This window comes from Nesterenkonia sp. AN1 (assembly GCF_000582475.1).
GTDB classification, from domain to species: Bacteria; Actinomycetota; Actinomycetes; order Actinomycetales; family Micrococcaceae; genus Nesterenkonia; species Nesterenkonia aurantiaca.
The window spans coordinates 181,752-194,026 of record NZ_JEMO01000006.1 but is presented as its reverse complement, the minus strand read 5'-3'; the positions used below and the strand labels follow the sequence as shown (position 1 = coordinate 194,026).

The window sequence follows — 12,275 nt, the reverse complement described above, 5'->3', positions numbered from 1 at the left end:
CTATCTCGAGGGGTTCGCCGGGGTGGGCAAGGGGACCCTGCTTTGCGATGCCTTGACGGGCCACGAGGACTGGCGAGAGATCGTCATAGTCCTGGAGCGGGAGCAGAGCGATGTCTCCGGAGAGCTCCTGCGGCGTCTGGTACTACCTCCGGAAATCGAGCTGAATGGTCAGAGCGTCGACGGATGTGTCGCCGAGGGACTGCAGCGCGCGCAGAGCTTGCGCCGGCCCACCGTGATCACGCTGATCAACACGCAATGGATCGACGCCGAGTCAGCCGAGGCGCTGCTGCGCATCTGCACGTTGCTGCGCGACGCTGCGATTCTGGTGCTGATGTCTGGCCGCCCGTCCGCTCGGCCAGAGGTCAATCGCGGACTCCATCCTGCTGCTGATCCGGGCCGCGCACTACGCGGGTCTCGGTTCACTGATCCCTCCGCTTCAGCGCCTCATCTGGAGGGGAGACTGCCCGGTGAGCATCAAGTTCCAGGACACCGTCATCGACTATATGGAGGCGTTCCAGGCGTGGGAGTCGCATGACCCCACCGAAGCAATGAGGCGGTTCTTGCGTGTCTATGAGTGGCTTGATGCAGCGCCGCCGATCCATTCTGTTCAGCAGGTCTCCGAATGCGGCGGTCACCGTCTGTTTCAGGCCTTCAACTTCCTGGACATGGGCGCATTGATCTCGGCCTATCCACACGAGCTGAAGCGTCACCGCGCCACGGTCATCGACGGCCTGGAGCGCAGCGCCGCCCTGTTCACCAGCGTGGGTTCACCAGGTCTGTTGAAGCTTGCGGTGGAACAGCTCTCCGTCCTGAGGCCGCGTCTCACCTCGACCGCCGCGCGAAGAGGCCCGCTGCGCGTCCAGAAGTCAGCTCCAGTCCAGGCCTCCACTGCGCCGAGAACGGCGATTTCTATGAATACGGTTCGCACCGAGATCGTTGGTGAGGTCGCTGGACCCTTGGAAGGCCTGTCTGCGCGTGAACGCCAGGTCGCGGTGCTCATCGCCGATGGCTGGACCAACCGAGAGATGGCCGAAGATCTGGGGGTCTCGGTGCGAACCGTCGACTTTCATGTGCGCAATGCGCTGACCAAGTTCGACGTCACGTCGAGGCATGAAATCCGACACAGACTCCGCGAGGGCTCCTGCGGGAACTGAAATGCCGCTGGCCTCGAGCGAGCTCCGCTGATTCATCAATCGGGCCTGCGGGGGCCTGGTGATACCTACCAGGTCCACGCGAAAAACCTGCAGATCCTCCTTCGGCACTGGATCGAGGCTGAACAGCAGGCCGTCAGATCCCAGACGGACCTGTCAGCGTCACACTGACCTTGGCGTTTTCTAAGAAACCCTTTTCGATCTGCATTCTGCACCGTAATCTGATTTCAAAGCCGTCATTTCTCTCTAGGAGCAGGTCTTGCAATGGAGCTCCAACAATATGTCCGGGTCCTCAAGCGAGGATGGCTGACCCTGGTCCTCGCGGTGGTGGTGATGGTCGGGGCCGCGGCCGCTCTGCTTGTGCTGCTGCCAGCGACCTATGAGGCAGAGACCCGCATCTACGTCTCGGTGGAGGATGCCGAGGCCTACGACCTCAGCCAGCGGTCGATCTACAGCCAGGAACTCGTGCGCAGCTTCGTCGAGCTCGCCCAGAGCTCAGCCGTGCTCGGTCCCGTGGTGGAGGAGCTGGCGCTGGAGGACACTCCGCGCGAGCTCTCCGAACGGGTCAGCGTGGCCGCACAGACCGGTACGGTGATTCTGGAGGTTACCGTCGCCGATGAGGACCCCGAGCAGGCCGCCGCGATCGCCAGCTCGATGACCGCGGCGCTCGACGACGTGGTCCAGGGCCTCACGACCTCGACGGAGGGCGGCGGAAACGTCACCCTGACCACCGTGGAGGAGCCCTTCGCCCCGGAAGGGCCCAGCTTCCCGCAGCCGATCAGCCTTCTTGGACTGGGTCTGCTGGCCGGCCTCGCCCTGGGAATCGTGATCCTGGCGCTGCGTGAGGTCCTGGACACCCGGGTGCGAAGTGAGGACGACCTCGGCGAGGTCAGCGATCTGGCGCAGCTCGGCGGCGTGCCCTTCGACCACCAGCTTCAGAAGGGTCAGCTCGTCGTGCAGGCCGAGGTGGGGAGCCCCCTGGCCGAGTCCTTCAGCACGCTGGGCACCAACCTGCAGTTCCTCGGCGTAGGACAGTCTGCGCGCAGTTTCGTGATCACCTCCTCGGTCCAGGGGGAGGGAAAGTCCTCGATCGCGGTCAACCTTGCGATCAGCCTGCGCGCCGCCGGTCAGCGGGTACTGCTGGTCGATGCTGACCTGCGCAGGCCCCGGGCCGCCCAGATGCTCGGGCTTGAGGGCGCGGTGGGGCTCACCGATGTGCTCCGCGGACGCGTGGAGCTGCCTGAGGTCATCCAGTACTGGGGACCTGACGGGCTGGAGATGCTCCCGGCCGGGACGGTGCCCCCGAATCCCCTCGAGCTTCTCGGCTCCGAGGCCATGGCGGAGCTGGTCGCGGCACTGCAGCGGGAGTACGAGATCGTGATCTTCGACGCTCCGCCGCTGCTGCCGGTCAGCGATGCCCGCGTGCTCGGAGCCCTGTGCTCCGGACTGCTGATGGTCGTGGGGATGGGCAAGGTGCATAAGCCACAGCTGCAGAAGGCCATCGAGGCGGTGCGCATCGTGGACGTGCCCTTGTTCGGGCTGGTGCCCACGATGCTGCCCACGCAGGACGCCGGTGGCTACGCCGGTGTGATGCCCTCGCGCGTGGCGGAGGCCAAGGTGGATGCGCGATGACCCCGGCCCCTGACACCCCGTTCCGGGTCCTGGTGGTCTGCACCGGAAACGTCTGCCGCTCGCCGCAGACCGCGCAGCTGCTGCAGACCACGATCGATCAGGCCGGAGAGTCCTGGCGTTCCGCGGTGGTGATCACCAGCGCGGGCACCCGGGCACTGGAGGGATCGCCCATGGATGAGCAGGCCGCGGCGCTCACCGTGAGACTCGGGGCCCACGCCACCGACCACACGGCCAGGCAGCTCACCCCCGAGATGGTCGAGGAGGCCGACCTGGTGCTGGCCATGGCCCGCGAGCACCGCAGCGAGGTGGTCCGCGCGTCACCACGGGCATCACGAACGACCTTTCTGCTGACCGAGTTCGCGGACCTGCTCGAAGGTGTCGAGCGGACATCGGCGGATCAGTTCCGACCCCTGCCCGCACCTGGCTCCGGTGCCGGCTCGCCGGCACTGGCGGACCAGCTCCGCCAGGGAGTCCAGCGCGCCGCGGCCCAGCGTGGCATGACGCCGCCCCGGCATCCGGAGACCGTGGACGTGCTCGACCCCTACGGTCATGGGCCGAAGGTCTACCGGGAGTCGGCCGAACAGGTCCGTGAGTCCCTCGCGCGCATCCACGGGTCGGTGCGCAAGCTCGCCCAGGGCGTGCCTTGGTGAGGTCGCTGCGGACCTGGTTCTTCTACCTCTATATCGCCTGCACCCTGGGGGCGAACGCCGTCATCCTCATCCCGTTCGATCCCTCTGGCACCATCGGGGACAACGCGATCTTCTCCGCCAGCTGGATCCTGCTTCACCTGCTCTCCGTGCTGGTCCTGCTGAGCTCCCGAGCCCTGACCCCGGTCCCGGTCGCGATCGCCCTCGGGATAGGCGGGCTCGTGGTGCTCAGCGCCGCCTGGTCGGTCTCGCCCACGGACTCCCTGGTCTATGGGGTCATGGCAGCGGGAAACATCCTCATCGCGTGCTTGCTGGCCGCTGAATACTCGCTGCAGCAGCTCGCGAGGATGTTCCTGAAGGTGCTCAGCGTGCTGGTCCTGGCCGGCATGGCCGGGGCCCTGATGGGTTATGACCAGGTGTTGGGCTTCGACCCTCACGCGCGCTCGAACCTGCTCGGCGGCGACCCGATCCGCGGTTTCTTCCAGCACAACATCATGGCGGGCTTCTATGCGGCCACCGGTGCTGTGCTGGCCATGACGCTGCTGCGCGGCCTCCGCCGAGTGCTGATGCTCGCGGTCTTCATCATCTTCGTGCTCTGGGCCGGCTCGGCGACCGGAGTCCTGCTCGCAGGTGCCGCAGTGATCATCGTGCCGCTGGCTCAGCTGCTGGTGCCCAGGATCCCGCTGGGCGCGCTGCTCGCCGTGCTGGTTCCGGTGGGAGTGGCGGGCGGAGCCGTGCTGAACCAGGTCTGGGTTCCGCTGCTGGAGATGATCGGACGAGATCCGACCCTGACCGGGCGCACCGTGCTCTGGGAATGGGGGGTGCGCGCGATCGGCGAGCGGCCTGTGACCGGCTGGGGGTTCACCGGGTATTTCAACTCAGCGCAGGGCGCCATTCCCAGCCTGTATGTGCCCGAGTTCGAGAACTACGAGATCGCGCATTTCCACAACTCCTATATCCAGACCGCGGTCGACCTCGGGCTGCTGGGGCTGGGGCTGCTGATCCTGGTGCTGGGCTACACCACCGGTGCGGCGTACCTCTTCGCCCGCACCACGGACACCCGCACCGGGGTCGGGCTGCTCATGGTCCTGGTGATCTTCCTGATCGCCTCACCCACAGAGTTCCTGTTCATCAACTACAACCACTTCGGCAGCTTTGCGCTGTTCACGGTGTTCTTCGGGCTGCTGAGGCACCGGAGGGAGCGGGCGCAGCACCAGGAGACAGCGTCTCGAAGTGCCGCGCCCTCGGTGTCTGCCGCACTCAACGGTCGAGGATCTGCCGCTTCGCAGAGATGACCCCGGTGTTGAAGCCGGCCAGGTGGAGGTTGCCGTGGAAGCGACCGTGCTCGATCTTGATGCACCGGTTCTGCACTGCGTTGAGCCCAGCGTCCTGGGCCAGCTGCATGGCCTGCTCAGACTCGATGCCCAGCTGGGCCCAGATCGTCTTGGCGCCGATCTCGGCCGCCTCCTGGGCGATCTGCGGGACGTCGTCTGGGCGGCGGAAGATGTCCACGATGTCGGGCACCTCGGGGAGGTCCTTCAGCGAGGCGTAGACCGGCTGGCCCAGCACCTCCTCGAGCCTGGGGTTCACGAAGTAGACCGTGTAGCTCGAGGAGCTCAACAGGTAGGTCGCCACAAAGTAGCTGGCTCGAGCCGGCTTGTCCGACATGCCCACGATCGCCACCGAGGAGGCGCTGCGCAGCAGCTGGAGTCGGCGTGAGGGCGACGGCGCCTCCCAGCGGCCATGGGGATGCTCGGCCTGGGCCTCGTCGTCGTGCTGCAAGGTCTGTTCGCTCATCACTTGTCTCCTTCGACTGCGGTGTTCAGCGCCTGGTCCAGGTCCCAGATGATGTCATCGACATCCTCGATGCCGACTGAGATCCGGATCAGGTCCTCCGGGATCCCGGCTGCGGCCATCTGCTCCGGGGAGAGCTGCTGGTGGGTGGTGGAGCCCGGGTGCAGGATCAGGGTCCGCACATCACCGACGTTGGCAAGGTGGCTGGCCAGCTGCAGGGACTCGATGAACCGGGCGCCGGTGGCCCGGCCGCCGCGGATGCCGAAGCTGAACACTGAGCCCACACCCTTGGGCAGCATCTCTTTGGCCCGATCGTGGTCGGCGTGGGAAGGCAGCCCGGCGTAGTTGACGTAGTCCACCCGGTCATCGGCCTCGAGCCATTCCGCGACCTTCTGGGCGTTGGCCACGTGCTCATCGATCCGCTGCGGCAGGGTCTCGATGCCCTGGATGAGGTTGAATGCGGCCTGCGGGCCCAGCGAGGGCCCGATGTCGCGCAGCTGCTCGGCACGCAGCTTGGTGAGGAAGCCGTATTCGCCGAAGTTGCCCCACCAGGAGAGCCCGCCGTAGGAGGCCACCGGTTCGGTCATCGCCGGGAAGTTGCCGTTGTCCCAGGGGAACTCGCCGGACTCCACGATCACCCCGCCCAGCGTGGTGCCGTGACCGCCCATGAACTTGGTGACCGAATGGATCACGATGTCCGCGCCGTGCTCGAAGGGCCGGATCAGATACGGGGTGGTCAGCGTGGAGTCCACCACCAGGGGTACGCCGTGCCGATGCGCGACCTCGGAGAGTCCGCGCAGGTCAGCGATGTCTGAGCTGGGGTTCGCGACGACCTCGGTATAGACCACCTTGGTGTTCTCCTGCATCGCGGCCTCGTAGTCCGCCGGCTCCAGCGAGTCCACGAAGGTGGTCTCGATCCCGAAGCGGCGCAGCGTGACGTCGAGCTGGGTGATCGTGCCGCCGTAGAGCTTCGAGCTGGCCACGATGTGGTCCCCGGAGCCGCAGAGTGCGGCGAAGACCAGGAACTCGGCGCTCATCCCGGAGGCGGTGGCCACCGCTCCGATGCCGCCCTCCAGCGAGGCGACGCGTTCCTCCAGCGCCGAGACCGTGGGGTTGCCGATCCGAGAGTAGATGTTGCCGTACTTCTGCAGCGCGAAGAGGTTCGCGGCGTCGTCGGTGTCCTTGAACACGAAGGAGGTGGACTGATGGATGGGCACGGCACGCGATCCGTAGACGGCATCGGGGACGGCCCCGGCGTGCAGGGCGCGGGTGCGGAAGCCGAACTGGCGATCGCTCATGTAGCTACCTCTTCTCTCCTCGGCGCGGTCCCGCGCCGTTGGCAGATCTCTTGGATCCTCGGTACACAGGGTTCATTCTGCAGGCTTGTGGTGTCTCCCAGCCTCTGCCCGTCATGGAGCTGGGTCAGCAGTCGGCGCATGATCTTCCCGGAGCGGGTCTTGGGCACCTCCGGCACCGGGATCACCGTGCGGGGTTTCGCCACCGGGCCGATCACCTCGCCCACATGGCTGCGCAGCGCCGAGAGCAGCTCCCGCTCGGCCTGGCTTCCCTCACCCCCGGCGGCCTGAAGCCGCTGGCGGGCGGCGGTGCTCAGGACGGTGAAGGCGACGGCGGCGTGCCCGGTCATCTCATCGAACACCGGGCAGACCCCGGCCTCGACCACATCGGGGTGCGCGATCAGTGCGGATTCGATCTCGATGGTCGAGAGCCGGTGGCCGGAGATGTTGATGACGTCATCGATGCGGCCCAGGATCCAGATGTCCCCATCCTGATCCTTCCGTGCACCGTCTCCGGCGAGGAACCAGCCCCGATCGGCGTACTTCTCCCAATAGGAGGTGAAGTACCGCTCAGGATCTCCCCAGACGGTCCGGGCCATCGAAGGCCCGGTGTGGGTCAGCACGATGTTGCCCTGGGTGCCGGCGGCCACCGGGTGTCCGGCCTCGTCCACGACGGCGGCGCCCCAGCCCGGCAGCTCGCGGGTCGCGGCCCCCGGCTTGAGCCCAGCGTCCTCCGGGCGCGGGGAGAGCACCGTGGACCCGGATTCGGACTGCCACCAGGTGTCCACCATCGGAAGCGCCGGTCGGCCGGCGTCGTCGGTGGTGTCTCGACCGATCTCACGGCGGATCCAGTGCCAGGCCTCGGGGTTGACGGCCTCGCCCACGGTGCCTGCGAGTCGGACCGAGGAGAGGTCGTACTGCGCCGGGACCCCCTCCGGGAACCAGCCCATCAGGGAGCGCACCAGGGTGGGGGCGGTGTAGTACGTGGTGACGTGATGGCGTTCGATGATCTCGAAGTGGCGGCCCTCGTGCGGGGTGTTGGGGGTGCCCTCGAAGATCACCTGGGTCGCACCAGCGGCCAGCGGCCCGTAGATCTCATAGGTGTGCGCGGTGACCCAGGCCAGGTCGGCGGTGCACCAGTGGACGTCCTTCTCGCGCCGGGCCGGATCGGGGTGGGCGAAGAGCCGCAGGTAGCTGTAGAGCGCACCGGTGAGGTAGCCGCCGGTGGTATGCACCAGACCCTTGGGCCTTCCGGTGGTCCCGGAGGTGTACATGATGAACAGCTCGTTCTCGGCGTCGAAGAACTCCGGGATGTGCTCGGCAGAGGCGGTCTCCACCACGTCATGCCACCAGAGGTCCCGTCCCGGGGTCCATTCCACGACCGAACCGGTGCGCCGGATCACCAGGACGTGCTCGAGGTTGCCGCCGTGCTCGGCCGTGGCCCCGGCGACGGCGGCATCGGCATTGGCCTTCACCGGCACCGCCTTGCCGCGGCGGTATTGACCATCGGTGGTGACCAGCAGCTTCGCACCGGTGTCCTCGACCCGGAACTTCAGCGCCTCCGCGGAGAAGCCGCCGAAGACCAGCGAGTGCACCGCGCCGATCCGGGCGCAGGCCAGGGTGACCACGATGGTCTCGACCAGCACCGGCAGATAGATCACCACGCGATCCCCACGGGTGACCCCCATGGCGCTCAGCGCATTCGCCGCCTGGTTGACCCGCCGGCCCAGCTCGGCGTAGCTGACGTCCGCGCGGTCTCCCGGCTCGCCCTCGAAGTGCAGCGCGATCTTCTCCCCGCGTCCGGCGGCGACATGGCGGTCCACGCAGTTCACCGCGGCGTTGAGCGTTCCGCCCTCGTACCAGCCGATCTTCGGGCCGCGTCGGGTCACCGAGCTCGGCGGGGTCCAGGAATGGGTGGTCTCCCAGGGGGTGGACCAGTCCAGCAGGTTCGCCGCGTCGGACCAGAAGGCCAGACGTTGGTCCTCATCCTGCGGATCCGCCCAGGTGTGCACGGCGGCGGGATGCGCCGGATCTTCCGGGACGCTCGCGTCTGCGGGCACGGTGGAGCGAGGGTGGGTGGTCAAGAAGGGTCCTTCGGGTCAGCTCAACGGGGCCAGGGTCTTGAACTCGTGCTGGTGGAAGACCAGCCCGGCGGCACCCTCGGTGAAGCCCAGGTCCAGGATCTCGAGCACGATGATGTCGTGGTCCCCGGCGCGGACCTGGTCATAGATCCGGGTGCGCAGCCACATCGGCACGCCCTCGAGCAGCAGCGCCGAGCCCTGGAGCTGGTAGTCCACCCCGGTGAAGCGGTTGGCGCGGTCCTTCGAGGCGATCTGCCGGCACAGCCCGTTCTGATCGCGGCCGAGCACCGAGATTCCCAGTTCCCCGCCGCTGCGCTCGAGCTTCGGCCAGGTGGAGGAATTGTGCTGCACCGCCAGGGTGACCAGGGGCGGTTCCAGCGAGACGCCCACTGTGAAGGTGGACGCGATGATCGCCTCGGGGGTCCCGTCGATCTCCGCGCCGACCGCGACGATCCCCTGCGGGAACTGCGCCAGGGCATGGCGCAGCGCAAAGGAGTCCACGCGAGATGCTGCGGTGGGGTTCTCGAGGGTGCGTGCAGGGACAGACATGCGAATCAACTCCATCGGTCCTGGCGTTAGCACCCGGCGTATCCGGGTTGCTGCGGCGTCTCTGAGCCAGATCTCTCAGCCGCTCGGGATGGTTACAGGTCCACGCTACGCGTGGTCCCGCCGACCAGCAAGAATCGCTCGCACTGTGAGACGCCACATGACATTCCGCCGCCAGACGCAGCCCGGCAGTGTGCAGCAGCGGCAGAGTTCAGACGTGCGGCGTCATGTGAACTTGACGAATCAGTCCTTGCGCACTCTATATTTAGCGTCATCACCATCCAGAGCGACCGAGGGATCTGGCCCGCAGACGTCGCAGCAACCCGGGAATGCCGGGTGCTACCGCCAGAATCGATGGAGGAAAGAATGAACATTCAACTGCCTGTGCCCCAGATTCTTCGCGACGCCATCGAGCGCGTGGGGCTCTCCGCGCTCGACCGAGAGCGCAGCCGGGAACTCGCCCGCAGTGAGGTCAGGGAGCTCGTCTCCTGCGGCATCGGACGGCTTCGGGTGCCCGAGTCGGCCGGGGGCCACGGACTGGACTGGGTTCAGACCACCGAGGTCCTTGTGGAGCTCGCAGCCCAGGACAGCAACATCCCGCAGGTGCTGCGCGGCCACTTCGCGGTCCAGGAGGATCTGCTGTGGCGCTCAGGTGCCGCACCAGGTTCTGCGCCCGAGGCCGGGCCCGTCGTGCAGCGCTGGCTCGCGCGGCTGGTGGCGGGAGAGCTGGTCGGCAACGCCTGGACCGAGCCGGGGAAGGGTGGCTTCCACCAGTCCGGCACCGTGGTCAGCGAGACCGCCCACGGGCACGTGGTCAACGGGGTGAAGTACTACACCACGGGTGCGATCTTCGCGGACTGGCTCGACGTCACCGCCCGGGATGCCGCCGGCAATGAGCTTGCGGTACTCGTGCGCCGGGACCAGCCAGGCGTGGAGATCGACGACGACTGGGACGGCTTCGGTCAGCGCACCACCGGATCAGGCACCGCCCGGCTGACCGACGCGTGGTGGAGGAGGCCGAGCTGCGCGGGCTGAGTGACCGCTTCCCGTATCAGACCGCGCTGTACCAGCACTTTCTGCTGATCGTGCTTGCCGGTGTCGCCGAGGCCGCGGCCCGTGACGCGGCCGCGCTGCTGCATGAGCGCTCGCGGACCTTCTCCCACGCCAACACTCGCACCCCGCGCACCGACCCGCAGCTGCTGCAGGCCGTCGGTGAGGTGGATGCGGTGGCGGCGCTGGCGCGTGCGCAGGTCCTCGCCACCGCGGCGAGCCTGGATGCGGCCTTCGCCGAGCGAGGCAGTGCCAGCGATGCCCAGATCGAGGCTGCCAATGCGGTGGAGCTGGCCACCGGACGCGCCCAGGTGGCGCTGCACCGCCCCGTGCTGGAGGCGGTCACCCGGATCTTCGATGTCCTCGGCGCCTCCGGGGTGAGCCAGTCCCGAAGCCTGGACCGGCACTGGCGCAACGCCCGCACCGTCACCAGCCACAACCCCTGGGTCTATAAGGCTCGGATCGCCGGAGACCACCGGGTCAACGGCACCGAGCCGGTGCGGCTGTGGAGCGTCGGCGAACCCGATGCCGCGGGGGAGTCCGCCGCCGCCGATGTGCAGAACCTGATCCAGACCACCGACCCGACGTCCTAGGAGACCAACGAATGACCTTCCCGACCACAGAGTCAGGCACGCGCGAGATCCTCTTCAACGCCTTCGACATGAACTGCGTGGTGCATCAGTCCCCGGGACTGTGGCGCCACCCTGAAGACCGCGCCCGGGACTACAACACCATCGGGTACTGGACCGAGGTGGCGCAGATCCTGGAGCGCGGGCTCTTCGACGGCCTCTTCATCGCCGACGTGCTCGGCCCCTACGACGTCTTCGGCTCGAACCCGGAGGCAGCCCTGCGCTCTGGCGCGCAGATCCCGCTGCAGGATCCGTTCCTGCTGGTCTCAGCGATGGCAGCGGTGACGAAGAACCTGGGCTTCGGCATCACCGCCGGCACCGCCTATGAGCACCCCTACCCGTTCTCCCGGCGACTGGGCACCCTGGATCACCTCACCGGCGGCCGCGTGGGCTGGAACGTGGTCACCGGCTATCTGCCCTCTGCCGCGCAGAACATGGGCCAGGACGATCAGATGGAGCACGATCGCCGCTATGACCACGCCGAGGAGTACCTCGACGTCGTCTACAAGCTGCTCGAAGGCTCCTGGGAGGATGACGCCGTCCTCGCCGACAAGGCCTCCGGGGTCTTCACCGACCCGGCGAAGGTCCACCGGATCGAGCACCACGGGGAGTTCTTCAAGACCCCCGGCATCGGCGTGGTGGAGCCCTCCCCGCAGCGCACCCCGGTGATCTACCAGGCCGGGGCCTCTACCCGCGGTCGCGCCTTCGCCGGCAAGCACGCCGAGGCGGTGTTCATCAACCCACCCACCAAGGAGCTGGCCAAGGCCTCCGTGGCCAAGATCCGCGCGGCGGTGGCCGAGGCCGGACGTGATCCCTACTCGGTGCGGATCTTCGCGATGCAGACCATCGTCACCGGTCCCGACGACGCCGCCGCCCAGGCCAAGTACGAGGACCTCACCCAGTACATCGACGCCGAGGGCGGACTGGTGCTGATGTCAGGCTGGATGGGCATCGACCTGAGCCAGTTCGATCTCGACCAGCCGATCGGTGACGTGAAGTCCAACGCCATCCAGTCCACCGTGGAGACCTTCCAGAAGGCCTCGGGCCGGGAGGACGAGGTCTGGACGGTCCGTCAGCTGGCCGAGTGGGTCGGCGTCGGCGGCTTCGGCCCGGTGATCATCGGCGACGGCCCGAGCGCCGCACAGCAGCTCATCGAATGGCAGGAGGAGACCGATGTGGACGGGTTCAACCTGGCTTATCACATCACTCCGGGCACGTTCATCGACGTGGTCGAGCATGTGGTGCCCGAGCTGCAGAAGCTCGGTCGCTATAAGACCGAATACACCCCGGGCACGCTGCGCAATAAGCTCTTCGGCGCCGGTGACCACCTGCCGCAGGAGCACCACGCCTCGCAGTTCCAGCTCCGCCGCAAGAGCTGACCCGGCCCGCAGCGCGAGACCCGGCTCGTAATGCGAGACCGGGGCCTCTGCGTCCTGCCTCGCCGTCGGTG

12 protein-coding genes and 2 riboswitches are annotated in these 12,275 nt (G+C 67.4%); of the genes, 8 read left to right on the top strand and 4 right to left on the bottom strand.

The window, feature by feature from the left end; all coding sequences use genetic code 11:
• Nucleotides 1-22 precede the first annotated feature (22 nt).
• From BG28_RS15340 to BG28_RS04760, 5 genes are all read left to right on the top strand, one after another.
• Complete coding sequence (locus BG28_RS15340; RefSeq protein WP_152539213.1) at nt 23-535, top strand: hypothetical protein; 513 nt, start codon at nt 23-25, stop codon at nt 533-535.
• Nucleotides 504-1,154, top strand: a complete 651-nt coding sequence (locus tag BG28_RS14235; RefSeq protein ID WP_152539212.1) for a helix-turn-helix transcriptional regulator — start codon at nt 504-506, stop codon at nt 1,152-1,154. Before BG28_RS15340 ends, BG28_RS14235 begins: the two co-directional genes overlap by 32 nt.
• A gap of 261 nt (nt 1,155-1,415) precedes the next feature.
• The gene (locus BG28_RS04770) at nt 1,416-2,783 is read left to right on the top strand and encodes a polysaccharide biosynthesis tyrosine autokinase (protein WP_051500993.1); all 1,368 of its coding nucleotides are present in this window, start codon (nt 1,416-1,418) and stop codon (nt 2,781-2,783) included.
• Nucleotides 2,780-3,433, top strand: a complete 654-nt coding sequence (locus BG28_RS04765; RefSeq protein WP_036474555.1) for a low molecular weight phosphatase family protein — start codon at nt 2,780-2,782, stop codon at nt 3,431-3,433. Before BG28_RS04770 ends, BG28_RS04765 begins: the two co-directional genes overlap by 4 nt.
• Entirely contained in the window at nt 3,430-4,725 is a 1,296-nt protein-coding gene (locus BG28_RS04760; RefSeq protein WP_036474554.1) for an O-antigen ligase, read from the top strand. Before BG28_RS04765 ends, BG28_RS04760 begins: the two co-directional genes overlap by 4 nt.
• Here BG28_RS04760 and BG28_RS04755 read toward each other — a convergent pair.
• From BG28_RS04755 to BG28_RS04740, 4 genes are read right to left on the bottom strand one after another with little or no spacing between them, the layout of a single operon-like run.
• Nucleotides 4,691-5,227: a CoA-binding protein gene (locus BG28_RS04755; protein ID WP_084479445.1), complete on the bottom strand. Its 537-nt coding sequence runs from the start codon at nt 5,225-5,227 to the stop codon at nt 4,691-4,693. The genes BG28_RS04760 and BG28_RS04755 overlap by 35 nt on opposite strands.
• Nucleotides 5,227-6,522, bottom strand: coding sequence for an O-acetylhomoserine aminocarboxypropyltransferase/cysteine synthase family protein (locus BG28_RS04750; RefSeq protein ID WP_036474553.1), 1,296 nt, complete (start codon nt 6,520-6,522; stop codon nt 5,227-5,229). Before BG28_RS04750 ends, BG28_RS04755 begins: the two co-directional genes overlap by 1 nt.
• Nucleotides 6,519-8,603 (bottom strand): acetate--CoA ligase, encoded by a 2,085-nt coding sequence (gene acs / locus BG28_RS04745; protein ID WP_084479444.1) that lies wholly within the window; start codon nt 8,601-8,603, stop codon nt 6,519-6,521. Before acs ends, BG28_RS04750 begins: the two co-directional genes overlap by 4 nt.
• A 15-nt stretch (nt 8,604-8,618) precedes the next feature.
• On the bottom strand, nt 8,619-9,149 hold the full coding sequence (locus BG28_RS04740; protein WP_051500992.1) for a flavin reductase family protein: 531 nt from the start codon (nt 9,147-9,149) through the stop codon (nt 8,619-8,621).
• Nucleotides 9,150-9,157: 8 nt separating this feature from the next.
• Nucleotides 9,158-9,244, bottom strand: a riboswitch (SAM riboswitch).
• Between the two features lie 176 nt (nt 9,245-9,420).
• Nucleotides 9,421-9,507: riboswitch (SAM riboswitch) on the top strand.
• A 5-nt stretch (nt 9,508-9,512) separates the two neighbouring features.
• Between BG28_RS04740 and BG28_RS15790 the strand changes: the two genes are divergently transcribed.
• Genes BG28_RS15790 through BG28_RS04730 form a run of 3 tightly spaced genes read left to right on the top strand, consistent with a single transcriptional unit; the run spans nt 9,513 to nt 12,204 of the window.
• Nucleotides 9,513-10,181 (top strand): acyl-CoA dehydrogenase family protein, encoded by a 669-nt coding sequence (locus BG28_RS15790; RefSeq protein ID WP_200869294.1) that lies wholly within the window; start codon nt 9,513-9,515, stop codon nt 10,179-10,181.
• Nucleotides 10,151-10,789 (top strand): hypothetical protein, encoded by a 639-nt coding sequence (locus tag BG28_RS15785; protein ID WP_200869293.1) that lies wholly within the window; start codon nt 10,151-10,153, stop codon nt 10,787-10,789. The genes BG28_RS15790 and BG28_RS15785 overlap by 31 nt, the downstream gene beginning before the upstream one ends.
• Before the next feature lie 11 nt (nt 10,790-10,800).
• Nucleotides 10,801-12,204 (top strand): LLM class flavin-dependent oxidoreductase, encoded by a 1,404-nt coding sequence (locus BG28_RS04730; protein ID WP_036474552.1) that lies wholly within the window; start codon nt 10,801-10,803, stop codon nt 12,202-12,204.
• Nucleotides 12,205-12,275 lie beyond the last annotated feature (71 nt).

Excerpts from the sequence above, each read along its gene's own strand:
- BG28_RS04755 (WP_084479445.1), bottom strand. The coding sequence starts at position 5,227 with ATGAGCGAACAGACCTTGCAGCACGACGACGAGGCCCAGGCCGAGCAT.
- BG28_RS04750 (WP_036474553.1), bottom strand. The coding sequence starts at position 6,522 with ATGAGCGATCGCCAGTTCGGCTTCCGCACCCGCGCCCTGCACGCCGGG.
- BG28_RS14235 (WP_152539212.1), top strand. The coding sequence starts at position 504 with ATGGAGGCGTTCCAGGCGTGGGAGTCGCATGACCCCACCGAAGCAATG.
- BG28_RS04765 (WP_036474555.1), top strand. The coding sequence starts at position 2,780 with ATGACCCCGGCCCCTGACACCCCGTTCCGGGTCCTGGTGGTCTGCACC.
- BG28_RS04770 (WP_051500993.1), top strand. The coding sequence starts at position 1,416 with ATGGAGCTCCAACAATATGTCCGGGTCCTCAAGCGAGGATGGCTGACC.
- BG28_RS04740 (WP_051500992.1), bottom strand. The coding sequence starts at position 9,149 with ATGTCTGTCCCTGCACGCACCCTCGAGAACCCCACCGCAGCATCTCGC.
- BG28_RS04730 (WP_036474552.1), top strand. The coding sequence starts at position 10,801 with ATGACCTTCCCGACCACAGAGTCAGGCACGCGCGAGATCCTCTTCAAC.
- BG28_RS15790 (WP_200869294.1), top strand. The coding sequence starts at position 9,513 with ATGAACATTCAACTGCCTGTGCCCCAGATTCTTCGCGACGCCATCGAG.